This window comes from Hymenobacter actinosclerus (assembly GCF_900111515.1).
In the GTDB taxonomy this organism is placed as follows: domain Bacteria; phylum Bacteroidota; class Bacteroidia; order Cytophagales; family Hymenobacteraceae; genus Hymenobacter; species Hymenobacter actinosclerus.
The window spans coordinates 298,273-323,955 of sequence record NZ_FOHS01000004.1; the positions used below are offsets into that span (position 1 = coordinate 298,273).

Below are 25,683 nucleotides of genomic sequence, written 5' to 3' on the forward strand. Positions count from 1 at the left end.
AGCAACATGAACCACTTCGTTTTTCGCGTTTCGGCCATTTTGGCCCTGTTGTTGGTAATGCTGGGCGGTATCCCCGCGGCGCAGGCGCAGAAGTTCGGCTACGTCGACTCCGAGTTTATTCTCGGCAAGATGCCGGCTTACAGGCAGGCGCAGCAGGAGCTGAATACGCTGGCCGCCAACTGGCAGAAAGACCTGGAAAACCAGAAAGCGGAACTCGACAAGCTGCACCGGAATTATCAGGCCGAAGAAGTCGTTCTGACGGAAGCCATGAAGAAAAAGCGCCAGGATGAAATTCTGGCCAAAGAGCAGGAAATCAAGACCAACACCAACAAGATTTTCGGCTTCGAAGGACAGCTGTTCCGCAAACGGCAGGAGCTGACCAAGCCGGTGCAGGATGTGGTATTCGAGGCCATTGAGAAGGTGGCCAAGAAAAAGCAGCTGGCCATTGTGTTCGACAAGGCCGGCGACCTGACCATGCTTTACACCAACCCCGTGCACGACTACACCGAATTCGTACTCGAGGAACTGGGGCTGGCTTCGCCCGAAGCCAACCAGCCCGGCCAGAAGGGTCCGGTGAAAACCATTACGCCACCCACCACCCCGGCCGGCGAGGCACCAACGGCCGACACCGAGGAGCCGGCCCCGGGCCGGCCAGCGGCGCGGCCCGCGCGCCCGGCCAGCCGAAAGAAGTAACTTTGCGCATCTAACTCTCTGACTTTTTCCTTTTTTGATGACGACCACCATGAAGAAAATCCGCGTTGCCCTGGCCATTGCCGCCCTTACCCTCACTACGGCTACTGCGTCGCTGGCCCAGGCGCCGCTGAAAATTGGCTATACCAGCGTGGAGTACGTGCTGAGCCAGATGCCCGAAAGCAAGCAGATTGAGTCGCAGCTGAAAGACTACAGCACCCAGCTTAAAAACCAGCTCGACACCAAGTACGCCGAGTACCAGACCAAGGGCGAAGCCTTCCAGAAAGGTGCGGCCACCATGCCCGACCCGGTGCGCGCCGATAAGCAGAAGGAGTTGCAGAACCTGCAGCAGTCGATTCAGGAGTTCCAGCAGAACGCCGAAACGTCGTTGCAGCAGAAGCAGCAGACCCTGCTCAAGCCCGCCCTCGACAAGCTGCAGCAGACCATTGACGCCGTAGCTACCGAAAACGGCTACACCTACGTGCTGAACTCGGACGGTGCCAGCCCGGTGCTGCTGCACGGCCCCAAGGAAGGCGACATTTCGGATCTGGTGCTGAAGAAAATGGGTATCACGCCCGGTGCCGCTGGTGCCGCCAAGGTAACCACGCCGGCCGCTCCGGCTCCTTCGGCAGTGCCCGCCGCCACCAAAACCAAAACTAAAACCAAGAAGTAAGCGCCCCGGCGAGTTACTTCAGGGCTTTGTATGCGCAGCCGGGGCTTTTGTCCCGGCTGCTGCTGTTTGCCCCTGCGGCCTGCCATATTGCACAGCCGCGCCCATTCCCGGCCACCGACTACCCCGCTACATGGCAGAACTGGAAGACGAATTTCCCCCGCACTTCGCCCAACCCCCGGCCAACGAGGCCCGCACTGAGGAGCCGGGAGAGGAGGACGAAGACGAAAGTGAAGGCGGCGACGAGCTGTATGAGCACCACCGCATTCAGGCCAACCGCAAGCAGGAACTGCTGCGGCTGGATAAGTTTCTGCTTCAGCGCATCCCCAAAACCTCACGTACCCGCATCCAGAACGCTATTCTGGCCGGAGCCGTGCAGGTAAACGAGCGGGCGGTAAAGTCCAACTACCGCGTCAAGCCCTTCGACGTTATAACGGTAACGCTGCCCGAGCCGCCGCGCGAGTTCAAGGTAACGCCCGAGCCGATGGACCTCGACATCCGCTACGAGGACCCGGAGCTGCTGCTGGTAAACAAGCCCGCCGGCCTGGTCGTGCATCCGGCGTTCGGCCACTGGCAGGGCACGCTGGTCAACGGCCTGGCGCACCATTTGGCCAGCCTGCCCACCGGCCGCAACGGCGAGGTGCGCCCTGGCCTGGTCCACCGCATCGACAAGGACACGTCGGGACTGCTGGTGATTGGCAAGTCGGAGTACGCCATGACCTATCTGTCGAACCAGTTCTTCCATCACACCATCGAGCGCACCTACCTGGCGCTGGTGTGGGGCGTGCCCGCCGCAGCAGTGGGTACCATCAGCACCAACATCGGCCGCAGCATCAAAGACCGGAAGGTGCAGGCGGTGTTTCCATTCGAAGGTGAGTACGGCCGTACTGCCGTTACGCACTACAAGGTGCTCAAATCCTTCGGGCTGGTGGCGCTGGTGCAGTGCAACCTCGAAACCGGCCGCACCCACCAGATCCGGGTGCACATGAAGCACATCGGGCACCCGCTGTTCGGCGACGCCACGTATGGCGGCGACCGGGTGGTGTACGGCCAGCGCACCGGCGCCTACAAAGCCTTTGCCGAAAAAGCCCTGGCTTTGCTGCCCCGCCAGGCCCTGCACGCCAAGTCGTTGGGTTTCGAACACCCCATCAGCCGCGAGTTTATGCAGTTTGAAGCCGAGCTGCCCACCGATTTCGCGACCGTGCTGGAACTGTGGGAGCAGTATGCCGGAGAGCAGGCCGCCGGTTAATAACGCTACCCCGAGAGACAAAAAAAGGCCCGCTACCGAAGTAGCGGGCCTTTGCTTTTTCGGCACCCTGTAAGAGCAGACTGCCGAAGTACTTTGCTTACTTGCGACGAACCGGGGCCTTGGCGGGCTTCGTGATGGCGTCTACCGCCGTCTTAGCCTGCTCGTCGGCGGGGTTCAGCACCAGGGCCTGCTGCCAGTAGGGGAGCGAGGCAGTCTTGTCGCCCTTCTGGTAGTAGTAGTAGCCCAGGTACTTGTTGGCTTCCACCAAACCCGACTTGTAGCTCTCCGGCTTTTCGGATGCGTTGGCCATCTTGATGTACTCCTCATAGTACGGCTTGGCCAAGCCCTTCTTCGAGTCGGGGTCGAGGTTGGCGTTGGCCCGGGCGCGCATCTGGTAGCCAGGCACGTACTCGGGGCGCTCCTTCAGCAAGGCACCGTAGAGGCTGTCGGCGGGCATGTACTGCTCGTTCTGCTCATAAGCCCGGGCCAAGTACACTTTGTCGGTCAGCTCGCCACCGCCGCTCTCCTGCATCATCTGCCGGTAGGTCGAAATGGCTTTGGGGTAATCCTTGGCTGCGAGGTAGGCCTTGGCCAGCTCCTTGCGCAGTTCTGCTGCCTTCTTGGGGTCAGCCTTGATGGCGGCATCCACCAGCGCGGCACCCTCGGCCGTTTTGCCGCCCTTGATCAGCATCTTGCCGTAGTACACGTTGTCCTCCGGAATCAGCTTGTCCTGGGCCTTGGCCACGGTCATGTACTGCTGCATGGCGGCAATAGCCTCATCATTCTTGCCCATCTCGTACAGCGAGTAGGCCTTGATGCGGTTCATGGCGAGGTTATTAGGGTCGGCGGCCAGCACCTTATCAATTTCCACCATGGCCTCGGGGTACTTCTCGGTCAGGTACAGGAAGGCCGCGTTCTTAGCCGTGGTTTCGGTCGATTTCTCGGCCAGCGTGGTGTACTTCTGGAACTGCGCCAGCGCGTCGTCGTAACGACCGGCGAAGTAGTAGGTTTCGGCCAGGGAGTTGTAAGCCGGGGCGTAGTTGGGGTCGATGCTGATGGCCTTCTCAAAGTTCTCCTTGGCCGCGTTGTAGTTGCGCGAACGTAGGTTGAGCTGACCGCGACGCACGTAAGCCTGCACGTTGTTCGGCTCGCCGGTGTTGGCGCGCTCGTAACTGTTCATGGCCTCGCCGCCGCCCGTCTCAATCTTCTGATACAGGTCGCCGCGGGCAATCATGAGGCCCGCATCGTCTTTGCCGGTTTTGGCGGCGAATTTCTCGCCTTCCTTCACGTACTCCAGTGCCTTGGTAACGTCCTTGGTGCCCGACTCGGCATAGGCCTGGGCAATCATGGTGAATACGTTCAGGTCTTTGCCTTTCGAAGCCTTAACGGCTTCGTCGAACTTGGCCTGCGCCTCGGCGGCGTTGCCTTTGGCCAGCGCGGCACGGCCGGCGGCAATCATGGTCATGGGCTCCTTCTTGTCGTAGCTGACGCGGCTGAAGTAGTAAGCAGCCGAATCGGGCATTTCGCGCATCTGGTACAGGCGGCCCAACTGGAACGAGGTTTCGTTGGACTGTCCCTGCCGAAGAAGCGTAGACCGGGCTTCATTGTAGCGCTCCATTTGCAGCGCCTTATCGACGGCCGTGTTCTGGGCCAGGGCGGCAGTGCCGGAAACAGATAAAGCAGCGAGGAGGGTGAGCTTCCAGGGCTTAATGTTCATAAGAGAAAGGGTTGGTGTAGGGTAAGGAAAAAAATCAGTTCGATTTCACGTCAATGATACGAACCTGGCCGGTGGCGGGCATCAAGCCGGACTTGAGCATGATGAGCTGGCCCTTGTTGCCTGCCACGAAGGATGCAAAACCGGTGCCAAGACCGGCCCGGGCCTCGCGGCTGATAACGTACAGCTCGCGGCGCAACGGGTATGTCTTCTGGGCCAGGTACGCCTGGTAGGGCTGCACGTAGTCGTCGGGGGTGTTGTTGGCGGCTTTGGGGCTGATGCCCGCTACCCGCACGCGCTCAAGCAGCTTCTGCACGCCCTTATCGTCACGGTCCGAAATCCAGTTCACGCCAATTACGCCAATGGCATTCGGATGACTCGCAACGTAATCAAGCAGGGCCGGGTTCGACTCGGAGGCAAAAATGCCCTTGGCCAGCGCCGTACCGCGGGTGATGGAATCCTGCACGAAACGGGCGGTGCTGGAGTTGTTATTGTCGAAAACGGCCGTAATCTCGCCTTTTTTGTTGCCGGCGCTAACCTGGCTCCATTGCTTTAGCTGGCCCGTAAAAATACCGCGCAGCTGCGCCGTGGTCAGCAGCGAGTCGGGGTTGCTGGGGTGCAGAATGATGGCTACCCCATCGACGCCGATGCGGATGGCGCGGGGCTCAATCTGAAGGGTTTTGAAACTGGCCTTCTCGCTTTCCGTGAGCTGGCGCGATACAACGGCCAGCCGGACGCTGTCGTCCATGAATGCCTGCATCACGTCGCGCTCGGGCTTATACAACGCCCGAATCTGCGCCCCCGGGTACAGCTTCTGAAACGTATCGACCTCCGATTTGATAATGGGAGCAAATGTTTCATCAACGCCGATGCTGATAGCCCCGCTGGTAGGAGTATCGGTAGCGCCCGGCGACTTGCTGCCGCCGTTGCAGCCCGCCAGCCCAAAGGCCCCGAGCAAACCGGCCGTCAGGCCCGTAAGGATGCTATGCTTCATCGCGGTCTTTTTTGAAATACTGTTGATAGGTGCGGACAAATCTAACGATTCCGTAAAATACGAAGATGACGGCCAGCAGTTGGCGCGCCGTTTCGTCGAGCCGCAGCATACCGGCCGGTACCAGCCACAGGCTTACGCCCAGGGCTACGTACAGCACCGCCATAAACAGGGTGAAGTAGCGCACCAAACCGGGCGACTGACCGGGGCGCTTAAGGCGTTCGTGGGTGGGAGGCAGATCAGACATGGGGAAAGGAGGTATGCAAAGCGGAGAAGCCCCGCAAAAGGATCAAACGTAAAAATAGAAGCTTTTTGTTCGGACGCCCGCTGCCCCCGCTTGCTGGTAGGCAGAAACGTCGGCACCCAACCGGTTATTTTACCAGTTGGGTGCCAGCTACAAAAAAGGGCTGAATTGGGCGCTGCAGTGCCTGCTGCGGCGCAGGCCAGGGTTACTGGTAGGTGAAGGTGATGGGCAGGTTGTAGCGCACCGGCACGGCGCGGTTGTTCTGGTAGCCCGGCTTCCAAGCCGGCATTTGCCGGATAACCCGGCTGGCTTCCTCATCGGTGCCGTAGCCTAGGCCCTTGAGCACCTCCACATCGGTAATAGAGCCATCGGTGTTTACCGTGAAGGCAATAAATACGCGCCCGCCTACGGCTGCTTTCAGGGCCTGGGTAGGGTAGTGCAGGTTGCGCTGCAGGTACTTGGCCAGTGCTGCCTGGCCCCCGGCAAACTCGGGCATCACCTCCACCGAAACAAAGGGCTTGATAACGGCTGGTGCGGCCGTGTTGGCCGCCGTGTCGTTGCCCGGCGCGTCGGGGCCGGCCTTGTCGGCAAAGCCACCGGTACCATCACGGTTGATGTTGCCCAGCGCTACCGGACCATCAACGGCCGGCGCGGCTATAGCAGGCTGCTCGGGCTTCTGCACCTTGGTGTCCTCCACGATAGTAGGCGGCAGATCCTGGCTGAGCTCGGTGCGCAGCGTAATAGTAGCCTGCGAAACCGGGGGCTTCGTTACGGGCGGCTGCGCAATGGTAGGCGGAGGCATCACCTCGAATATTGGCCCGTCGGGCACGATGGGCGCGGCCACCACCACCGGTGGCCACCAGTAGCTCGTGGCTATCGGCACGGCAATGAGCACGGCCGTAAGGGCGACGGCCAGGGTAACGGCCCGCAGCAGGTGGCGGCCGTAAAGCTGGCGCAGCGCGTAGGCTCCGTAGGCCTTGTTGCGGCCCTCGAACACGATGTCGTCGAGCGAGGGCAGGGTAATGGGCGTGTTGACGGTCATGGCTTATAGAAGTTAAGTGAACGAAACGCGGATAAACTTCTCAAGCCATTCCTCCTGCCCTCGGCTGCTGCACTGGCTTTCAAGAACTAAACGCGCAGCCGCCACCCGGTAGTATGCACGCCGACTATATTTTTCAGATCGGATACTGGCTAACCCCGGCTACGCTCGCACAAATGCAAAAACCCCGAACCAGACGAGCGTCCGATTCGGGGTTCAGGAATTCAGTTGCCGCAAACGGCTAACCGGGGTTACTTAATGGAGAAGGTAATCGGAACGGTGAAGTAAACCGATACTGCCCGGCCATTCTGCTTGCCCGGCGTGAAGCGGGGCAGGCTTTTAACAACCCGCATAGCTTCTTCGTCGCAACCGGCACCAATGCCTTTCTGCACTTCTACGTTCGAAACGGATCCGTCGGGGCCCACTACAAACTTTACGAATACACGGCCTTCCACCTGGTTGCGCAGGGCCATGGCCGGGTACTTGGTGTTCTTACCGATGTACGCCAGCAGAGCCTCCTGTCCGCCGGGGAATACCGGCATCTGCTCTACATAGGTGTACGGCTTGGTTTCAACCACCGTCTCCACTGCCTTGGTGCCCTCGCCGGGCTCCAGCCCTTTCAGGTCGGCAGGGTTGTCGGTGTTGCCCTTTACCGTAACGGCGGCCACTACTTTTTCCTTGAGCTCCTCCTGATCCGGAATTTCTTCCTTGCGCACCTCCTCGTCCTTTTTCACGACGGGTGGGGTGAACTTAATCGTGGAGAGCTTGGGTGGTGGCGGTGGTGGCGCCTCCGGTGGTGGGGGCGGGGGGGGCGGGGGGATGTTTTTGTCCAGCGGGGGCGCTTCCATCAGCTCGTTCACCTTGAGCATCTTGTCTTCCACCACCACTTCTTCCTTCTTCAGCATCCGCGCTATCAGCGGGAAGGCAATCAGAAGGGCAACGATGGCAACGGAAATCAAAACGGCCCGGGTTACGTGCTTGCCGTACACCCGCCGGATTATGTAAGCCCCGTAGGCCTTATTGCGCCCCTCGAAGACGATGTCGTCGAGGGAGGCAGCGGCCAACTGTGTGTTGTCCATCATAATCCAGAAGATTTAATCAGGTCTTCATCAGCCTTCGAAATGTCCACCAGCGCGTATTTCTTCTGGTTGGTGATGTTCATCTCGTCGAGGATGTCGACCATGTTTTTGTAGTTGGAGTCGTCGGCCGGCTTAATCAGCACCACCAGATCGGGGTTGCTGTGACGGGAGAGCAGCTCTTTCCGGATGCCATCGGCCCCGTAGTTCGATTCCTTCAGCTCGGGCTTGGTCTCATTGTTGAGCAGGCCGTCGTAGTAGTAAATCTTGTTGTCGGCGCTAAGCAGCACGGTGAAGGCATTGGAGGCCTTAATCTCCGACTTCTCTGCCTCATCCTTGGGCTTCACCGGCATGTTGATTTCCATGACGGTGGGCTTGCTGAACGTGGTCGTCAGCATGAAGAAGGTCAGCAGCAGGAAGGCCAGGTCAACCATCGGGGTCATGTCGATTTTGGTCGACATTTTTTTCGCCCGCTTTTTCCCGCCTTTTCCGCCGCCGCCGCCTTTAGGTTGTATTTCTGCCATGATTTCTGTGCGGGTTACTTACCGGCCACCGGTTTGGTTTCGAGGTCGGTAATGAGGTTGAACCGGTTAATGTTCTTCTCCTGCATCAGTTTGATGACTTTCTTCACCGTCGGCACATCCGCCTGTCCGTCGCCTTTAATGGCAATGTAAGGAGCGGTGTTGAACTGCTTCTGGCTGAGCGAGCGGGCGGTAACCACCCATTCAATCAGCTGGTTGTTGAGCGAGTCGGCCGGAATGCCATCCTGCTTCACCAGCTTGCGCTGCTCGGGGTCGAGGCTCAGCAAAGCGGGCAGCTTTTCGATGGGGGTGCCAAAGCTGGCACCAGCCCCGCGGAAAGCCTGCGTCTGGGCGGGCGTGAAGCTTACACCATACTTGGCTCCGACCTGCTTGAGCAGCTCATCCTTAATCTCGTCGTCGCCGACGCCGAAGAAGATGCGCTTGTCCTTGTCGATGGCTACGGTGAGCACGTGCGACTCGGGCAGGCGGATTTCGGAGGTTGAAGAAGGCGTGTCCACCACCACGGCCTCTTCCGGGGCAAACTTGGTGGTGAGCATGAAGAAAGTCACCAGCAGGAAGGCCAAGTCCACCATCGGCGTCATGTCGAGCGACGGGGAGGTTCTATGAGGCTTTACTTTAGGCATTGCTGGAGGAGGTTAAACGCGTGATTCAGAAACGAACATCTCACGGTTTTAGTGCACTAAGGCGCTAAAACTAGATGGTCGTCGTGGTAACCGGGGCATTGTGCTCGGTGGCACCGTGCTGAGCCGAGAAGGTCTGAATGATGCTGAAACCAGCCTCGTCGATGCTGTAGGTCAGCTCGTCAATCTTGCTGGTGAAGAAGTTGTAGGCTACGATAGCCAGAGCCGAACCCGTAATACCGAGGGCCGTGTTGATGAGGGCTTCCGAGATACCGTTGGCCAGGCCAACTGCGTCGGGAGCACCACCCTGGGCCAGTGCCGAGAAGGCCTTGATCATACCCAGTACCGTACCAATCAGACCTACCAGCGTGGCAATAGAAGCCAGGGTGGAGATGATAACGAGGTTTTTCTCCAGCATGGGCAGCTCCAGAGCCGTCGATTCCTCGATTTCCTTCTGGATGGCCAACACTTTCTGGTCTTTCTCCAGATGACGGTCGCGCGACATTTCCTGGTACTTCACCAGACCGGCACGCACTACGTTGGCTACCGAACCTTTCTGCTGGTCGCAGGTGGCAATGGCGCCCGTGATGTCGTTCACGTTCAGCTTCTGACGAATAGTACGCACGAACGACTCGATGCTCTTCGAACCTTTGGCACGGCTCAGGGTCAGGGCCCGCTCAATCGAGAAGATAATTACCAGCAGGAACATGGTCATCAGAACCGGTACTACCGGACCGCCCTTGTACACTACGCCGAAGTAGTCGCCTGCGATGGGGTTGTTAGCGTTGTCGCCGCCCTGGAAGTGGCTACCGTTACCGAATATGAAAACGTAGACAACTACGCTTACGATGAATGCCGCGATGATGGCAATAATGGCAAATGCGGACGAACCGCTGCCCCGAGAATCGCCTTTTGGCGTAGCGGTAGCGGCGGGCCGGGCCGCGGGCTTGTTCATAGCATTCTTTTGTTCCATTGGTCCGGAGAATTAGGGGTTGTTGGTGAAAGGTTGAGGTGCTTGTTGAAAATTGAAAAATGGTAAAAAAAGAGGGTCGGCTGCCTGATGCCCGGACCAGTTATTTGCGTTACGGCCGCGGCCCGTTCAGGAAGAAACAGGAGACGATGTTGACGGCAAAATGATAGATGAAGCCAGGCTAGCCTTGGCAAACCTACTTAAAAAAGCTGACTGCTACCAAAAGAAAATCGGGTTTAAACGCGCTAAACCGACATAATCCGCAAAAAAAAGCAGTTTGTCCTAAAAAATCAGGCGCTTTGTTGTCCCGTCAGCCGCTTCGCTTCCTCCCAATACACGTCCATCTGCGCCAGTGATAAGTCGGCTAACTGATGACCTTCGCGGGCCGATTGAGTTTCAAGATACTGAAAACGCTGAATGAATTTCCGGTTGGTACGCTCCAGCGCTTCTTCGGGGTTGATGCCGGCGTGGCGGGCAAAGTTGATGAGTGAAAACAGCAGGTCGCCAAACTCGGCGGCGGCCCGCTCGCTGCGGGCGGCATCAGCGGGGGCGGCCGCGTCGGCAAACTCGTCGCCGAATTCGGCCAGTTCCTCCTGCACTTTCTGCCACACCTGCTCCGGCTGCTCCCAGTCGAAACCCGCCCCGCGGGCCTTCTCCTGGATGCGCATGGCTTTTATAAGCGCCGGCAGAGAAGCGGGTACGCCGCCGAGCACCGAAGTGTTGCCTTTCTCGCGCAACTTTAGCTGCTCCCAGTTGCGCTTTACCTGCTCCTCGGTCTCGGCCTGCACGTCGCCATAAATATGGGGGTGGCGGAAGATCAGCTTTTCGCACTGGGCGTTAAGTACGTCGGCAATATCGAAGGCGCCCTGCTCGCTGGCAATTTTAGCGTAAAATACGAGGTGCAGCATCACGTCGCCGAGCTCCTTTTTCAGGTCGGGTAAATCGTGGCGGATGATGGCGTCGCTGAGCTCATAGGTTTCCTCAATGGTGAGGTGGCGCAGGCTTTCGAGCGTTTGTTTCCGGTCCCAGGGGCACTCGGCACGCAGGCGTTCGAGCACGTCGAGCAGGCGGCCAAAAGCAGCCAACTGTTCAGTTCGGGAAGTAGGGGCGGGGTTTTCCATCAGGCCAAATATACACAGGGCCCGGAGATAGGGCTCCTCTGGTCAGGCAGTGGCCGGGCCGGCCTCGTCCGGCCGGGTTGTTAATTACGTAGGGAAAGCAGCGGCTACTGGTTACTTTTGCGGCCGCTTACGGGTCATTTTGCCCCATCTACCTTCAGCAGCACTTTCCGTGGCACTTATCAAATCTATTTCCGGCATCCGGGGTACTATTGGCGGCGCGGCCGGCGAAGGCCTGACGCCCATCGACGTTGTCAAGTACGCGGCCGCCTTTGGCACCTGGGTGCTGCAACAAACGCAGAACAATACCATTGTTATCGGCCGCGACGCCCGCCTTTCGGGCGACATGGTGAGCCGGCTGGTTTCGGCCACGTTGCAGGGCCTGGGCATCAACGTGATTGACCTGGGCCTGAGCACCACGCCCACCGTCGAAATGGCCGTGCCGGCTAAAAACGCGGGCGGCGGCATCATCCTCACGGCCTCGCACAACCCCAAGCAGTGGAACGCGCTGAAGCTGCTCAACGACAAGGGCGAGTTTATTTCCGACCAGGACGGCCAGCAGGTGCTGGCGCTGGGCGACTCGGAGGCATTCGACTTTGCGCCCGTTACCAAGCTGGGCACCTATGCCACCGACGACACGTTCCTGCAACAGCACATCGACGCCATTCTGGCCCTGCCGCTGGTGGATAAGGCCGCCATTCAGGCCAAAAACTTCCGGGTGGTGGTCGATGCGGTGAACTCCTGCGGGGGCTTTGCCGTGCCGATGCTGCTGGAGCAGCTGGGCGTCACGACCATCGAAAAGCTGTTCTGCGAGCCCACCGGCGACTTCGCCCACAACCCCGAGCCGCTGCCCGAAAACCTGCGCGACATTGCCAATCTGATGAAGAAGGGCTCCTTTGATGTGGGCATTGTGGTGGACCCCGACGTGGACCGGCTGGCGCTGGTAAACGAAGACGGCAGTATGTTCGGCGAGGAGTACACGCTGGTGGCAGTGGCCGACTACGTGCTGGGCCAGCTGGGCGGCGGCAACACCGTGAGCAATCTGAGCAGCACCCGCGCCCTGCGCGACGTAACCGAAAAGCACGGCGGCCAGTACGCGGCTTCGGCGGTGGGCGAGGTGAACGTGGTGAACAAGATGAAGGAAACCCAGGCCGTTATCGGCGGCGAGGGCAACGGGGGCATCATCTACCCCGAGTTGCACTACGGCCGCGATTCGCTGGTGGGCATTGCGCTGTTTTTGAGCCATCTGGCCAAGTTCGGCCTGCCCATGACGCACCTGCGGGCTTCGTACCCCAATTACTTCATCTCGAAGAACAAGATCGAGCTGACGCCCGAAATCGATACCGACCAAGTGCTGGCCCGGATGGAGAAGCGTTACCCCAGCCAGCCAGTGAACACTATCGACGGCGTGAAAATCGAGTTCGACAAGGAGTGGGTGCACCTGCGCAAGTCGAACACCGAGCCGATTATCCGCATCTACGCCGAGTCGGAATCCAACGCCACGGCCGACCATCTGGCCAACAAAATCATCGCCGACATCAAGGAAATCATCAGCCACTAACCTGCTGCCTAGCAGTGCGGCAAAAATAAACCGGCCGGCAGTAAGCCCTTTGGGTGGGCTGCCGGCCGGTTTTTTGTGCCCGGATGCCGGCAGCCCTGGGGCCGGCACCCGGCCGGCCCGGTTCGGTAGCCGCCGCGAATCCGCTATTTTTGTGGCTGAATTCGGCTGGCCGACTTTTCCGGCTGGTTTTACTGCCTTTCTGCCCCGTCCATGAACGTGTATTTCGATAACGCCGCCACCACTCCGCTCGACCCCGAGGTGCTGGAGGCCATGCTGCCGTTTCTGCAAACTCACTACGGTAACCCCAGCAGCATTCATGGCCCCGGCCGGCAGGTGCGCGCCGCCATCGAAAACGCCCGCAAAACGGTAGCCCACCTCATCAATGCCGCGCCGGCCGAAATCGTGTTTACCTCGGGCGGCACCGAGGCCGACAACTACGCCGCCTGCGGCACTGTGCGCACGCTGGGCCTCCGGCACGGCATCACCTCGAAGCTGGAACACCACGCGGTGCTGCACACCATGCAGGCGCTGGAAAAAAGCGGCGAGATGCAGCTCAGCTACCTGCGCCACGATGCCCAGGGCCGCCTCGACCTGGCCCATCTGGAAGAACTGCTGGCCACCAACCCGCGCACGTTCGTGAGTCTGATGCACGCCAACAACGAAATCGGCAACCTCAACGACCTGGCCGCCATCGGCGAAATCTGCGCCCGCCATCAGGCCGTTTTCCATACCGACACGGTGCAGACCATGGGCCACTACAAGCACGACGTGCAGCAGCTGCCAGTGAATTTTCTGGTCGGTTCGGCCCACAAATTCCACGGCCCGAAAGGCGTGGGCTTCCTGTACCGCCGCGCCGGCCAGACGGTAGACGCGCTGATTCAGGGCGGCTCGCAGGAGCGCAACCAGCGCGCCGGCACCGAAAACGTATACGGCATTGTGGGCCTGGCCAAAGCCCTCGAAATTGCCTACCGCGACATGGACGAGCACCAGCGCCACATTCAGGCGCTCAAAGACCGGTTCATCTCGAAGCTGCGGGCCGAAATTGCGGGCGTGGAATTCAACGGCACCTCGGCCGAAGCCGGCCAGAGCCTGTACACGGTGCTGAGCGTGAGTTTGCCGCCCTCCGCGTTCAACGAGATGCTGCTGTTCAACCTCGACATCAACCGTGTGGCCGTGTCGGGCGGCTCGGCCTGTACCAGCGGTGCCAACGCCGGCTCGCACGTGCTCAGCGCCCTGGGCTGCGACCCCGCCCGCGGCACCATCCGCTTCTCGATGAGCAAGTACAACACCGAAGCCGAGGTGGATTACGCCGTGGAGCAGCTGGCGAAAATGTATGCTTAGTTGGGAAGTGAGTATTGAGAAGTGAGATGTGAGATGTGAGACATGAGACGTGAGTACAGAGAAGTGAGAGGGGAGACTTTCGTGCTGACAGCCCAATCAATTAGGGTCGTCAGCACGGAAGTCTCCCCTCTCACTTCTCTCTACTCATGTCTCACTTCTCACTTCTCACATCTCATGTCTCACTTCTCATGTCTCATATCTCACCTAAAACTGTCCTTCAGCCCCGCCGCCGCCGCTCTGGCCGCCGCCGAACTGGAAGCCGGGCTCGGGGGCCTGGGGGGCGTGGGCAGTTTGGGCTACGATGAGGGCTTCGAGGTTGAGGCCGGGCCGCTCGGCGGAACCATCTTCGGCGTCGGCGCTGAGGCCGTGGCGGGGCGTGCGCAGGTAGCGCAGGGCCGCGGCCATCAGCCCGATAAGGACCGCGCCGAGCAGGGCGCTGGCCGTGGCCAGCGGCAGCACGGAGTAGTAGAAGCGCACCGTAAAGCCCGAAAAGGCCAGGGCCACCAGACCCGTGAGCAGCCACGTCCGGCGGTGTTGGCGCAGGCCCTGCCAGATATAGAACAGCGGCACGAGGGCCGTGAGCAGGTAGAAGACGGGCGCGAAGGGAATCTGCGTGGAAACCGGCAGCCCGCCGATGGCCGCGTTGCCCTCGCGCACGATGAGGTAGTTGCCGCCCAGGTAAAACGTGGCCAGCGCCAGCACTTCGAGCGTGGTAAAACAGCTGCGGTAATACCAGTAATCGGTGCGGGCGGCCAGATAGCGCACCAGCTGGTACAGGCCCGCGGCCACTGCCATGACGGCAAACGGCAGCACCAGCCGGCCAGACCCGAATTGCAGCAGCCCGTTGGCCAGCAGCCCCAGCACTGCCGCATAGCTCAGGGCCGCCAGCAGCGCGTCGCCGAAGCGGGCCGTAGCCCAGAGCAGCATTACCAGCATCGGCAGCAGCCACAGCGCCAGATAGGGCGAATCGAGCAGCAGAAAGTCGATAACGTTTGGCAGCGCGGCATCGACAAACGCCTGCCAGGCAATGGCGGCAAAACCCAGACTGAGGTAGAGCAGCGCCTGGTCTGAGCCGGCGCGGTAAGTGCGCGAGGACGTAATAAGGCGCTGCAATACCAACTGCCCGGCCAATGCCGCAGCCAGGGTAACAACGCCGATTTTAATCTGCCCCCTCCAGTTCAGTACGGAATCGAATAGCTCGTAAGCCGACATGGCAATTAAGCCGCTGGTGGCCAGGTACCCCAAGGTTGTGAGCAGAAACAGCAGAATTTGCAGGTAGATGTTGGGCCGGTAGAAATCGAGCGGGTAAGCTTCGCGAATGGCCTGCAACTGCGCCAGCGGCAGCAGCCCCCGGCGGTGCCAGCGTTGGGCGGCCGTGCGCAGGGCCTCGTTGCGGGCCCAGATTGGGTTATATGCCTTGTTCATGAGCAGCGGTGCCGGCCAGGCGTTTGAGGTGCGTAAGAAACCAGACGGCTGCCGCGGTGGAGGCCATGAAATAGAACAGTACCAGCTCGAAAGGGAAGCCCAGTTTAACCCACTCAATCAGCTCACCCAACCCGTAGGTAAACGCCACGTAGCCATAAGCCGCCCCGATGAGCAGAAAAATGTGCGAATGAACCCGCCGACCGTACCAGAACAGCCCGGCACTCACGGCCAGAACCAGCAGCAACAGCAATATCATCGGGCGTAGCACGTCGGCGAACATGGCGGCGGTAGCGGCTCCGAGTAGCAGGTTGCCCCCCAGCAGGATGTACGTATAAGCAAAATGAGCCTTGCGGTTTTGCGTTTCGCTAAGCCAGCCAGCCAGCAGTAGCACTGTGCCTAGGCCAATAGCGGCCCGGCTCACGGAGGCAGTCAAAAAATCGTTCTTAAATACGGCTAACGGCTGCGTATTCAGGCCCACCCAGGCGGCCAGGGCGGTAATGGCCATAGAAAGCACACCCCGGTGGTCGAAGCGGTAGGCCAGCCCGAAAAACAGCACGGCCGGTAGTGCCAGCGCCAAGCCGTAGCGGGCGCCAAACAACGCGTACTGCGCCTGCAAATAGCCTTCGAGCACCAGAAACAGCAGGCAGCCCAGCAGCAGCAGGTAGTCGGCCAGCAGGCTGTTGCCCGGCACCAGGCCCCAACTGAAGGGCTGGCGGTGCCGGGCGGCGTAGGTCAGGCAGGCGGTCATCAGCAGCGCCACCACGGCCACCACCACGCCGTGCCCAATCTGGTCGAGGTGCTCGTAGATGAGCACGCCCAGCCCGCCGCTGAGCAGCGTGATGCCCAGGTAAAGCAGCGTCCGGATTTCGTAGTGCAGCGAGAAGGGCCGGGTGCGCTCGTCGGTGGCAATGGCGGCCGACTGCCCGGGTGTCAGCAGGCCCCGGTCGCGGAGTTCGGCTAAAAAAGGATCGGTGTGCATGCGGCAAAAGCAGTTGAAAAGCTGAATATAGGGGTATGGTGCCGGCTTGCTGCGCCTGGCCGCCGCTTTGGCCGCATCATAATGCGGCCGGCGCGCGTAAGGCTAGCGCACGCTACACTTCTTTTCCTATGGCCGACATCAACATTCAACGCAAAAAGAAAGCCCCCAGCCCCTGGCTGCTACTGTTGGTAGTGCTGGCCGTGGTGGGCCTGGGCGCCTGGTTTCTGTTCAAGGCCGAAATAAACGCTACCCGCAGCACGCCGCCCCCACCCCCCCCGCCACCGGCCGAAACCCCGCTCGTGCCCGCTGATACGCTCATCGGCGCCGAAACCGGCCCCCGCCCCGAAGCCGACATGACCGGCGACATGGCCGCCACCGCCCCGGTGACGCCCGAGGTGCTGGCCGCTTTCGTGGCCGGCGACGCGGCCCGGCCCGGCTACGGCCACGAAGCCCTGCGCCTGCTCACCTCCTCGCTGGTCGGCCTCGTCGACCGCGACGACCTGCGCACGCCCGAAATCCAGACCCGGCGCGACGATTTAACCAGCGCCACGGCCCGCCTCGACGAGCCCGCCGCCCGCCTGCGGCCCGGCCTGGTAGCCGCCTCCAACCTTATGCAGGCCATCCAGCAGCAGGGCTACCCCGAGCTCCAGGACGAAGCCCAGCGCTTCAATGCCCAGGCCACCGACCTGAGCGGGCAGGCGGCCACCACCGAGGAACAGCAGGCGCTACGGAGCTACTTCGAGCGGGCCACCAAGCTGCTGCGGGCCCTCAACGCGCCGCCCGCCGGTCGCTAGGGCCGGCCGCTTTCCTCTTCCCGATTTCAACACTGCTTTCTATGGAAATTCCTTCCGACCCCATTCCTTCGGCCCAGGGCCTGCACCTGCGCCGCCTGCGCGACCTCACCGAGTTCGAGGTAGCCGACGACAACCCCGACGTGCGCGGCTGGGCCGTGCGGGGCGCCGACGGCCGCCAGTTCGGCCAGGTGTTCGAGCTGATTGTAGACGTGGACGCGCTGAAAGTGCGCTACCTCGACCTGCAACTCGACGACAGCCTGGGCCTCGATGCGCGCGACAACCATATCCTGCTGCCCATCGGCGTGGCCGCCCTCGACGAGGAAGCCGACAACGTGTTCGTGCCCTCGCTCACCTACGAATCGGTGGTCCGCTATCCGCCCTACAACGAAATCCAGATAACCCGCGAGTACGAGCAGGCCATGCTCCACGCCCTCAACCTGGGCCTGCCCGCCGCCTCCGACCCGGAAGCCGATTTCTACAACCAGCCCAGCTACGACACCGCCACCTTCTACCAGCGCCGCCGGCTGAAGTAGAACAGATAAAACCAGCACGTCATTCTGAGCGGAGCGAAGAATCTCGCGTGCCACAGTAACCCAATCGTCAGGGTTTACTGTGGCACGCGAGATTCTTCGCTCCGCTCAGAATGACGTTCTTTTTACTGGCAACCGGCAACCGGCAACTGGCAACTGGCAACTCAGTTCCGCCGGATCATGCCGGCTACCGCTTCTACCCACATGGGTTCGGAGTTGAGGCTGGGCACGAGTTGCCAATGCTTGCCGCCGGCTTCCTCGAACAGCTCCTTGAACTCCTCGCCCACTTCGATGGTGGTTTCGAGGCAGTCGGCGACGAAGGCGGGGGAGAAGGCCAGCACGTTGTGGATGCCTTTGGCGGGGTACTCCTTAATTACCTCGTCGGTGTAGGGTTGCAGCCACGGGTCGCGGAGGCGGCTTTGCAGGCGGCTCTGGAAGGTGGTGGTGTACTGCTCGGGCGTAAGGCCCAGGGCCTTGCCCAGCTGCCGCGAGGTTTCGAAGCACTGCGCCCGGTAGCAGTAGCGGTTGTTTTTGTTGTACGAGTTGCAGCAGTTGCCCAGCTTGCAGTAGCCGTTGTGGCTGCCCTTGAGCACGTGCCGCTCCGGAATGCCGTGGTAGCTGAACACGATGTGGTCGTAGTCGTGCTTGGCCATTTCGGCCTTGCCCAGCATGGCGAAGGTTTCGATGAAGCCGGGCTCATCGACGAAGTTGCTGATAAAGCTGATGCTGGGCACAATCCACCATTTGCTCACGATGTCCATCACCTTTTCCTGCACCGAGCCCGTGCTGGCCGCCGCGTACTGCGGAAACAGCGGCAGCACGATAATCCGGCTCACGGCCGCGTCGCGCAGCTCCTGCAAAGCACTCTCCACGCTCGGGTTCTGGTAGCGCATGCCGAAGGCTACCAGGTAGTCGTTGCCGAGCTGCTCCTGCACTCGCTTTTGCAGATCGAGGCCGTGGTAGAGCAGGGGCGAGCCGCGCTCAGTCCAGAGCTGCTGGTAGATTTTGGCCGACTTGGGCGCCCGCAGCGGCACCACTAGCCCCCGGAACAGCGGGTAGCGGATGGCGGCCGGCATATCCACCACGCGGGCATCGGTCAGGAATTCGTTGAGGTAGCGGCGCACGTCGGGCGTCTGGGGAGAGTCGGGCGTGCCGAGGTTGACGAGTAGCACGCCAATGCGGCCTTGGTTGGAAGCAGACATGTTCTTGAGCTGATAGCTATTAGCGGTTAGCTGTTAGCTTTTTTGATGGTGGAGCTGCCAGCAATATTGTTTGCTGAGGGCTGTTGACTGGCTATGTAACCGCAAAGGTGGCCGGTTATCCTTAATCAGCCCACAAAAAAGCTGTTGGCTGACAGGTATTAGCTAACAGCCTATAAAAGAGTTACCTTTGCACCCCAAATTTCAGCTACTGAAATGACTACCGAACCTACCCCGCACCGCGCTGGCTTTGTGAGCATTATCGGCAAACCCAACGTGGGCAAGTCTACGCTCATGAACGCCCTGATGGGTGAGCGGCTGAGCATTGTCACCAGCAAGGCCCAGACCACGCGCCACCGCATCCTGGGTATCCTCAACGGCGACGACTTCCAGCTCGTGTATTCCGATACGCCCGGCATCATTCAGCCCAAGTACGAGCTGCACAACGCCATGATGTCGTTCGTGTACTCGTCGCTGGAAGATGCCGACGTGGTGCTGTTCGTGACCGATATCTACGAAAAGCACGACGAGGAACCGGTAGTGGAGCGTCTGCGCAAGATGGTGGACACGCCCATTCTGCTGCTGGTGAACAAAATCGACCAGGCCGACCAGGAAGAGGTGGAAACGAAGGTGGACTACTGGCGCGAGCACCTGCCCAACGCGGCGCGGGTGCTGCCCATCTCGGCCCTCGAAAAGTTTGGCACCGGCGAGCTGCTCGATTTGGTGCTGGGCTACCTGCCCGTGCACCCGCCCTACTACCCCAAAGACGAGCTAACCGACAAGCCCGAGCGGTTTTTCGCCGCCGAAATGATTCGGGAGAAAATCTTCAAGCTCTACAAAAAAGAAGTACCCTACAGCTGCGAGGTAGGCATCGAGGAGTTCAAGGAAGACGAAACCATCATCCGCATCCGGGCCGTGATTTACGTGGAGCGCGCCAGCCAGAAAGGCATCATCATCGGCCAGCAGGGCGCGGCCCTCAAAAAGGTCGGCACCTGGGCCCGCGAAGAGATGGAAAAGTTCTTCCAGAAGAAAGTCTTCCTCGAAACCTACGTCAAAGTAGACGAAAACTGGCGCACCGACCCCAAAGCGTTGAACCGCTTTGGATACAGCCAGTAGTGTTGTGTGGAATTTTTAGGCGCTATGCATCTAAAAGAAACCACATAACACCTGACCCGATGATGAAAGCTCTTACTATCTGTCTTTCCCTCGCCCTTGGTTTAACTGCTCGGGCACAAACCAATAAGGCTCCGAGCGACCTCAGACTGCTGGTAGCAGCAATGCAGACGGTTGTTACGCCACCGCAAACCCCCGCTTGCTACATGGCTGTAAGGGGTGAGCTGTCAGCAGCTAAAGATTCAGTTGGTCTGCCAGCTATAAGGAAACAAACGGCCTACTTACCCCTGACACTCAATGGGCGGTTCTTCCCGGCAGATAGCCTGGATTATTACACGTTACAGAATGTAGCGTCTGTTTCGCTTAACCGGGACAAGCAACTGACGGTGCTGTATGGTACTAGGGCGTCGCAGGGAATAATTGAAATTAAGCTGAAAAACAGTAGCACTCAGCCACCGAAAAAGCGGTTGCACTGATACCATTTCCGACCACTCACACACTCACTTAACTACTCCGGGCACTGCCGAACCTGGTCGGGCCGGCGGCTGGAGTCAGACATATGAAGAACACCATTGCCATTGTCGGGCGCCCCAACGTGGGCAAATCGACCCTTTTCAACCGCCTCGTCGGTCAGCGCAAAGCCATCATGGACGACGAGAGCGGCGTGACCCGCGACCGGCACTACGGCTACGGCGACTGGACGGGCAAGTACTACACCGTCATCGATACCGGCGGCTACGTGCACAACTCCGACGACATCTTCGAGGGCGAAATCAACAAGCAGGTAAAGCTGGCTATTGACGAGGCCGACGTGGTGCTGTTTATGGTGGACACCATTGCCGGCGTGCACAGCCTCGACGAGGAATTTGCCAGCGTACTGCGCCGCTACCAGGGCAAAAAGCCCATCTACATCGTCGCCAACAAGGCCGATACCAACAACCGCATCCACTCGGCCGGCGAGTTCTACGCTTTGGGCGTAGGCGACGGCGAAATCTACCCCATCTCCTCGGCCAGCGGCTCGGGCACCGGCGATTTGCTCGATGCCGTAGTGAGCCACTTCGAGGACGAAGGCGTGGAGGAGCCCGATCTGGGCATTCCCAAAATTGCCATTGTAGGCCGGCCCAACGTGGGCAAGTCGTCGTTCGTGAACCTGCTGCTGGGCACCGACCGGAGCATCGTCACTGATATTGCCGGCACCACCCGCGACTCCATCCAGGCCCGCTACAACGCCTTCGGCAACGAGTTCATGCTGGTGGACACGGCCGGTTTGCGCCGCAAAACCAAGGTGCACGAGGATGTGGAATTCTACTCGGTGCTCCGCTCGCTGCGGGCCCTGGAAGAAGCCGACGTGTGCGTGGTGATGCTCGACGCCACCCGCGGCATCGAGTCGCAGGACGTGAACATCATCGGCCTGGCCGACAAGAACCGCAAGGGCATTGTGATTCTGGTGAACAAGTGGGACCTGATCGAGAACAAGGAAACCAACACGGCCAAGGAGTTCGAGGCGAAAATCATGGAGAAGATTGCGCCCATCGCGTATCCGCCCGTCATTTTTACCTCGGTGCTCACCAAGCAGCGCGTGCACAAGGCCATCGAAACGGCCATTGAGGTGTACAACAACAAGCGCCGCAAAATCTCCACTTCGGAGCTGAATGAGGTGATGCTCAAGGAGATTGAGAAGTATCCGCCGCCCATCCAGAAGGGCAAGATGGTGCGCATTAAGTACGCCACCCAGCTGCCTACGCACAACCCGGTGTTTGCCTTCTTCTGCAACCTGCCGCAGTACGTGAAAGAGAGCTACAGCCGCTACCTCGAAAACCGGATGCGCGAGCATTTCGACTTCACCGGGGTACCCATCGGCATCGTGTTCCGCAAGAAATAAACGACTGTTGCGGCCCGACAATCAACAAGTTAAGGCAGTGCCCGAAAAAATATTTCTTTTTTCTCGGGTCGTCGGGTTACCTGCCGGCCGTTTGAGTATAAAGACCCAAATCAGCCGGAAATATCGGGCTGGTTTGTTCAAACCGACTTTTCAAATTCCAACAACCCCCCATCATGAAAAAAGTACTGTTCCTCGCCCTGGCCGCCGCTTCGTTCTCGTTCGCTTCGTGCGACAGCAAAACCGAAGATGCTCAGGAGCAAGCTGCTGACAACGTAGAAGAGGCCGGCGAAATGAAGGCTGACGCTATGGAAGAGAAGGCTGACATGGTTCGTGACTCGGCTGATGCCAAGGCTGACGCTATGGAGAACCAGGCTGATGCCATGGATGCTCCTGCCACGGCTCCTGCTACCGTTCCTGCCCAGTAATTACGGCAGCATCCTTCACCGGATGCAAAAAGAGGCTTCCCGCGAGCGGGAAGCCTCTTTTTTTGTGCTTATAGCTGCCCCGCTTAGCCCAACCGGCGCTGTAGCAGCCCATCAACCACTTCGAACAGCTTGTGCGGTGGGTAGGTGCGCCAGGGCAGGTCGTCGAGCTGGCCGCCGAAGTTGAGGTAGGAGTCGATGTTGTACTGGCGCATTTCGCGGCTCACGTGCTCCTGAAAGTTCACGGCCGCAATCCAGCCGTCCTCCACGTCCTCAAACCACTCCTCATAGTAATCATCCTCCGAGCCGTGGAAGTTGAACACGTTTTCGCCGATGAGGATGAATTTGCGGATGCCCTCGTGCGTCATCAGGTCAATGATGTTGCGCTTGAGCTCCATCACGTCGTTTTCGATGGCGTCGTTCCATTCGCCGATGAACTCGATAATGGCCGCGCCCAGCTCGTAATCCACGAACAGAATCTTCAGAAACAGCGTGTCGGACCCCAGGCTGTCCCACTGCGGATGGATGTAATACCCGTAGATGGTGTTAACGTAGGAATCGAGACTATTTTCGGCCTCGTGCAGCGGAGAAAGCGGGTCGTCGGAGGCCGAGTACTGGTCCAGCCAGGCGTAATGGGGTTCGATGGTGTGCATGTTGTTTAAGCTATTGGCTTTCAGCTACTAGCTGTTAGCTTTTTTCTGGAGTTACATGGCCCTGCACCAACTGAAAAGTGCAAGAAGCCAGCCCGCACGATTCGAGGCGAAAGACGATTAAAAAGCGTCTTCAGCGAGGCCCACGCCTGCTGGTTCCTGCTAACTCCGAAAAAAGCCCGCTGGTTTCCTGCTGCACCCTAATCCACTCAGGCAATTAGAAAGAAAGCCAACAGCTAACGGCTGTCAGCTAACAGCTGAATTCTAATGCCCGCTATACGCCGCCAGCGCCGCCCGCACCGAGCCGTGCAGCTCCAGCAACTCGGCGGCCTTCGACTGCTCCAGGCCCAGCTCGTCCATCAGCATCTTCTCGCCGCGGTCTACCAGCTTGGCGTTGCTGAGCTGCATATCCACCATCTTGTTGCCTTTCACGCGGCCCAGCCGGATAAAGGTGGCTGTGGTGAGCATGTTGAGGGCCAGCTTCTGGGCGGTGCCGGCCTTGAGGCGGGTGCTGCCCGTCACGAACTCGGGGCCCGTTACCACTTCCACCGGAAACTCGGCCGCCGCCGCCACCGCCGAATCGGCGTTGCACACGATGCAGCCCGTGGCCAGCCCGTGCTGCCGGGCCTGCTCCAGCCCGCCGATTACGTAGGGCGTGCGGCCGGAGGCGGCAATGCCCACCACGATATCCTTAGCGGTAATGTCGTACGCCTGCAAGTCCTGCCAGGCCTGCTGGGCGTCGTCCTCGGCGTTTTCCACCGCCTTGCGGATGGCCGTGTCGCCGCCGGCAATGATGCCGACAACCACGCCGTGCGGCACGCCGAAGGTAGGCGGGCATTCCGAGGCATCCAGAATACCGAGCCGGCCGCTGGTGCCGGCCCCGATGTAGAACAGCCGCCCGCCGGCGCCCAGCCGCGCCACGGTGGCCTCTACCAGCGCCTCCAGCTGCGGCAGCGCCCGGGCCACGGCCTGCGGTACGGTCTGGTCGAGCTGGTTCATGCCGGCCAGCAGCGCGGCGGTAGGCAGCGTTTCGAGGTGGTTGAATTCGGAGGGGCTTTCGGTGGTCATGGGCGGAGGCGTGGGGTGAAGAGGGCGGCACGGACTTCAGTCCGTAGCCCGATAACGTGTGGAACAGTGAAAGGGCCGGGCAGTAGGGGAGGTCGGCCAGGTATTCGGGCAACAGACCGAAGTCCGTGCCACAGCCGAGCCCCGTGCTACGCCAGCCGGCCGATTACGGGAAACCGGTCGAAGACGTTGGCGGTATGGGGGGCATCTTTCTCTAGTTCGCGGGTCAGGTCCTGGCCGGCCCAGTGCTCGTAGTGGTTGCCGCGCTTCCAGAGCCGCGAGCGGGACACGTCGTAAATCAGCCCCCGAAATCCCACCCAGATTTCGTCGCGGTCCTGCCCGTTGCGTAGCGCCAGCTGCCCACGGGTGTAAACCGGCTGCTCGGCTACCGGCCGCCCGTCGCCCGTAATTGGCTCAAAATCGGCTTTCTGCCCCGTCATTTTTCACATTTAACGTTTAACTCCTTACCCCAACAGCGCCTGCGTAAGAATCCAGCGGTGGGGCACGTCGCCCTGGGCGGCGCGCAGATAGTCCTGGTAGCTACAGGGTACCACGCGGCGGGCGTTGCCAGTCAGGTTCACCACTTCCATCCACCAACGGTCGGTCTGGCGCGACTTGTAAAACACGATACGGTCGGGGCCGTCCTCTTCCTCCTCGTCAGTCGGGCCGCCGGGGTGCGACTGAGCGTAGCGGGCGGGGCCGTGCAGGCCGGCGGCGTAGCGGATGAAAGTGGGCCCGCGGAATTCGGTTTCGCGGCGGCGGTAGTAATAGCCCTCCACAAAATACCAGAGCATGGTAGCCTGCACCATCGCCGCCAGCCCGTGGGGGTCGTGGTCGGGGCGGTAGCCGTAGAGGCCGAACGACGTAAGCTGGTCGTTGCAGCCGGCGTACCAGGCCAGCTTGGCGGCCTCCTCGTTGGTGAGGCCGAAGGGGTTGGCCGGTTGGTAGCCCGGCGCATCCTGCCAGCGGATGGCGGCTATATCAAAGCTCACGAAATCGGCCTGACGCAGCAGCGGCTCGGCCTGCCGGATATCGTCGCGGATCTGGCCCACGCGCAGGGTTTCGAAGTGCAGCTTTTCGAGCGCCGCCAGCACGTCGGGGGCTACCAGGTACTGCTGGTGGGCCAGCTGCGAGAAGTTGAACAGGAAGCTGGGCGCGTGCAGGAGCATGCGGCGCAGGTGGCTGTCTTCGGGCGCGGCGCTGCCTCCGGGCTCGGCCATGTCCACGCGCGCATCCACGGTGGCAAAACTCACGGCCCGCTCCAGGGTTTCGTAAGCCAGAAACTGGCCGTAGTCGAGGTCGTGGGAACCGCCCAGCAGCAGCGCTACGGTACCCTGTTCGAGCAGGGCGGCAATTATTTCGCGCAGGCGCTGGTACGTGTCTTCCAGCGTGAGGCCGGGGCGCAGGTTGCCCAAATCGGCGAGGCGGCACGGGCTGCTGCCTTTCTGGAGCTGATAGAGCTGGCGGCGCACGGCGTTGGCGCCGTGGCCGGCCGGCTCGCCGGCGGCGCTGCCGCGCCACTCATCCAGGCCAATCAGGGCTAGGTCGGCGGTGCGCCAGTCGGGAAAGGTGCCGCCGGTAAAGGCCGAAACAGCCCCGGCCAGTACCGTAGCGGGAGCACCGGCGGGTACGAGCTCTTCGGGCAGCGGATCGAAAAAGATAGCCAGATTCATCGGGCGCGGAAGGGGCGTTGGGCAAAGCTACGCAAAACCCGGCCACGCGCCCCGCCGTTTTTGGGCGGTAACGGCGGAAGTTTCGGGAAAAAAGCAGTTACTTAAGCTGCCCTAAACCCTGGTCGG

At 60.4% G+C, this 25,683-nt stretch carries 27 protein-coding genes; 11 read left to right on the forward strand and 16 right to left on the reverse strand.

Annotated features, from left to right (window positions below):
• Positions 1 to 6: 6 nt before the first annotated feature.
• The 3 genes from BMY67_RS16015 to BMY67_RS16025 all read left to right on the forward strand — a co-directional run bounded on the left by BMY67_RS16015 (position 7) and on the right by BMY67_RS16025 (position 2,609).
• A complete protein-coding gene (locus BMY67_RS16015; RefSeq protein WP_092773505.1) occupies positions 7 to 693 on the forward strand; it encodes an OmpH/Skp family outer membrane protein in 687 nt (228 codons plus the stop codon).
• Positions 694 to 730: 37 nt separating this feature from the next.
• A complete protein-coding gene (locus tag BMY67_RS16020) occupies positions 731 to 1,363 on the forward strand; it encodes an OmpH/Skp family outer membrane protein (protein WP_092773507.1) in 633 nt (210 codons plus the stop codon).
• A gap of 130 nt (positions 1,364 to 1,493) precedes the next feature.
• Positions 1,494 to 2,609: an RluA family pseudouridine synthase gene (locus BMY67_RS16025; protein ID WP_092773509.1), complete on the forward strand. Its 1,116-nt coding sequence runs from the start codon at positions 1,494 to 1,496 to the stop codon at positions 2,607 to 2,609.
• 97 nt (positions 2,610 to 2,706) lie between these two features.
• Here the strand turns inward: BMY67_RS16025 and BMY67_RS16030 are convergent, their stop codons facing one another.
• From BMY67_RS16030 to mazG, 9 genes are all read right to left on the reverse strand, one after another.
• The gene (locus BMY67_RS16030) at positions 2,707 to 4,326 is read right to left on the reverse strand and encodes a tetratricopeptide repeat protein (protein ID WP_092773511.1); all 1,620 of its coding nucleotides are present in this window, start codon (positions 4,324 to 4,326) and stop codon (positions 2,707 to 2,709) included.
• A 34-nt stretch (positions 4,327 to 4,360) separates the two neighbouring features.
• Positions 4,361 to 5,317, reverse strand: a complete 957-nt coding sequence (locus BMY67_RS16035; RefSeq protein ID WP_092773513.1) for a PstS family phosphate ABC transporter substrate-binding protein — start codon at positions 5,315 to 5,317, stop codon at positions 4,361 to 4,363.
• Positions 5,307 to 5,561, reverse strand: coding sequence for a hypothetical protein (locus BMY67_RS16040; protein WP_092773515.1), 255 nt, complete (start codon positions 5,559 to 5,561; stop codon positions 5,307 to 5,309). Before BMY67_RS16040 ends, BMY67_RS16035 begins: the two co-directional genes overlap by 11 nt.
• 202 nt (positions 5,562 to 5,763) lie before the next feature.
• Positions 5,764 to 6,600, reverse strand: a complete 837-nt coding sequence (locus tag BMY67_RS16045) for an energy transducer TonB (protein WP_092773517.1) — start codon at positions 6,598 to 6,600, stop codon at positions 5,764 to 5,766.
• 248 nt (positions 6,601 to 6,848) lie between these two features.
• Positions 6,849 to 7,679, reverse strand: coding sequence for an energy transducer TonB (locus tag BMY67_RS16050; RefSeq protein WP_245745067.1), 831 nt, complete (start codon positions 7,677 to 7,679; stop codon positions 6,849 to 6,851).
• Positions 7,676 to 8,134 (reverse strand): ExbD/TolR family protein, encoded by a 459-nt coding sequence (locus tag BMY67_RS16055; RefSeq protein WP_317040352.1) that lies wholly within the window; start codon positions 8,132 to 8,134, stop codon positions 7,676 to 7,678. The genes BMY67_RS16050 and BMY67_RS16055 overlap by 4 nt, the downstream gene beginning before the upstream one ends.
• A gap of 77 nt (positions 8,135 to 8,211) precedes the next feature.
• The gene (locus BMY67_RS16060; RefSeq protein ID WP_092773523.1) at positions 8,212 to 8,838 is read right to left on the reverse strand and encodes an ExbD/TolR family protein; all 627 of its coding nucleotides are present in this window, start codon (positions 8,836 to 8,838) and stop codon (positions 8,212 to 8,214) included.
• Between the two features lie 70 nt (positions 8,839 to 8,908).
• Complete coding sequence (locus BMY67_RS16065; protein WP_245745068.1) at positions 8,909 to 9,808, reverse strand: MotA/TolQ/ExbB proton channel family protein; 900 nt, start codon at positions 9,806 to 9,808, stop codon at positions 8,909 to 8,911.
• A 287-nt stretch (positions 9,809 to 10,095) separates the two neighbouring features.
• Complete coding sequence (mazG, locus tag BMY67_RS16070) at positions 10,096 to 10,926, reverse strand: nucleoside triphosphate pyrophosphohydrolase (protein ID WP_092773527.1); 831 nt, start codon at positions 10,924 to 10,926, stop codon at positions 10,096 to 10,098.
• Between the two features lie 169 nt (positions 10,927 to 11,095).
• Between mazG and glmM the strand changes: the two genes are divergently transcribed.
• Positions 11,096 to 12,484 carry a phosphoglucosamine mutase gene (gene glmM / locus BMY67_RS16075; RefSeq protein ID WP_092773529.1) on the forward strand — a complete coding sequence of 463 codons (1,389 nt, stop codon included), beginning with the start codon at positions 11,096 to 11,098 and terminating at the stop codon, positions 12,482 to 12,484.
• A 210-nt stretch (positions 12,485 to 12,694) separates the two neighbouring features.
• Positions 12,695 to 13,825, forward strand: coding sequence for a cysteine desulfurase family protein (locus BMY67_RS16080; RefSeq protein ID WP_092773531.1), 1,131 nt, complete (start codon positions 12,695 to 12,697; stop codon positions 13,823 to 13,825).
• Between the two features lie 204 nt (positions 13,826 to 14,029).
• On the opposite strand, the gene BMY67_RS16085 is transcribed toward BMY67_RS16080, so the two are convergent.
• Complete coding sequence (locus BMY67_RS16085; RefSeq protein WP_092773533.1) at positions 14,030 to 15,250, reverse strand: hypothetical protein; 1,221 nt, start codon at positions 15,248 to 15,250, stop codon at positions 14,030 to 14,032.
• Positions 15,234 to 16,229, reverse strand: a complete 996-nt coding sequence (locus BMY67_RS16090; RefSeq protein ID WP_092773535.1) for a DUF2157 domain-containing protein — start codon at positions 16,227 to 16,229, stop codon at positions 15,234 to 15,236. The genes BMY67_RS16085 and BMY67_RS16090 overlap by 17 nt, the downstream gene beginning before the upstream one ends.
• A gap of 128 nt (positions 16,230 to 16,357) precedes the next feature.
• Between BMY67_RS16090 and BMY67_RS16095 the strand changes: the two genes are divergently transcribed.
• Positions 16,358 to 17,023: a hypothetical protein gene (locus BMY67_RS16095; RefSeq protein WP_092773537.1), complete on the forward strand. Its 666-nt coding sequence runs from the start codon at positions 16,358 to 16,360 to the stop codon at positions 17,021 to 17,023.
• A gap of 41 nt (positions 17,024 to 17,064) precedes the next feature.
• Positions 17,065 to 17,556: a PRC-barrel domain-containing protein gene (locus BMY67_RS16100; RefSeq protein ID WP_092773539.1), complete on the forward strand. Its 492-nt coding sequence runs from the start codon at positions 17,065 to 17,067 to the stop codon at positions 17,554 to 17,556.
• A gap of 161 nt (positions 17,557 to 17,717) precedes the next feature.
• On the opposite strand, the gene hemH is transcribed toward BMY67_RS16100, so the two are convergent.
• Positions 17,718 to 18,755, reverse strand: a complete 1,038-nt coding sequence (gene hemH, locus BMY67_RS16105; protein ID WP_092773541.1) for a ferrochelatase — start codon at positions 18,753 to 18,755, stop codon at positions 17,718 to 17,720.
• Between the two features lie 213 nt (positions 18,756 to 18,968).
• Here hemH and era point away from each other — a divergent pair, with 213 nt between their 5' ends.
• The 4 genes from era (at position 18,969) to BMY67_RS16120 (ending at position 22,172) form a co-directional block, all read left to right on the forward strand.
• On the forward strand, positions 18,969 to 19,868 hold the full coding sequence (gene era / locus BMY67_RS16110) for a GTPase Era (protein WP_092773543.1): 900 nt from the start codon (positions 18,969 to 18,971) through the stop codon (positions 19,866 to 19,868).
• A gap of 59 nt (positions 19,869 to 19,927) precedes the next feature.
• Positions 19,928 to 20,341, forward strand: coding sequence for a hypothetical protein (locus tag BMY67_RS19390; protein ID WP_177189873.1), 414 nt, complete (start codon positions 19,928 to 19,930; stop codon positions 20,339 to 20,341).
• A gap of 83 nt (positions 20,342 to 20,424) precedes the next feature.
• Positions 20,425 to 21,747 (forward strand): ribosome biogenesis GTPase Der, encoded by a 1,323-nt coding sequence (gene der / locus BMY67_RS16115; RefSeq protein ID WP_092773545.1) that lies wholly within the window; start codon positions 20,425 to 20,427, stop codon positions 21,745 to 21,747.
• Between the two features lie 173 nt (positions 21,748 to 21,920).
• Positions 21,921 to 22,172, forward strand: coding sequence for a hypothetical protein (locus tag BMY67_RS16120; protein ID WP_092773547.1), 252 nt, complete (start codon positions 21,921 to 21,923; stop codon positions 22,170 to 22,172).
• 83 nt (positions 22,173 to 22,255) lie between these two features.
• Here the strand turns inward: BMY67_RS16120 and BMY67_RS16125 are convergent, their stop codons facing one another.
• From BMY67_RS16125 to BMY67_RS16140, 4 genes are all read right to left on the reverse strand, one after another.
• A complete protein-coding gene (locus BMY67_RS16125) occupies positions 22,256 to 22,822 on the reverse strand; it encodes a hypothetical protein (RefSeq protein WP_092773549.1) in 567 nt (188 codons plus the stop codon).
• A 261-nt stretch (positions 22,823 to 23,083) separates the two neighbouring features.
• The gene (gene murQ, locus BMY67_RS16130; RefSeq protein ID WP_092773551.1) at positions 23,084 to 23,887 is read right to left on the reverse strand and encodes an N-acetylmuramic acid 6-phosphate etherase; all 804 of its coding nucleotides are present in this window, start codon (positions 23,885 to 23,887) and stop codon (positions 23,084 to 23,086) included.
• Between the two features lie 146 nt (positions 23,888 to 24,033).
• On the reverse strand, positions 24,034 to 24,324 hold the full coding sequence (locus tag BMY67_RS16135) for a cytochrome b5 domain-containing protein (RefSeq protein ID WP_092773553.1): 291 nt from the start codon (positions 24,322 to 24,324) through the stop codon (positions 24,034 to 24,036).
• A 24-nt stretch (positions 24,325 to 24,348) separates the two neighbouring features.
• Positions 24,349 to 25,557, reverse strand: coding sequence for a formimidoylglutamase (locus BMY67_RS16140; protein ID WP_092773555.1), 1,209 nt, complete (start codon positions 25,555 to 25,557; stop codon positions 24,349 to 24,351).
• Between the last annotated feature and the right edge of the window lie 126 nt (positions 25,558 to 25,683).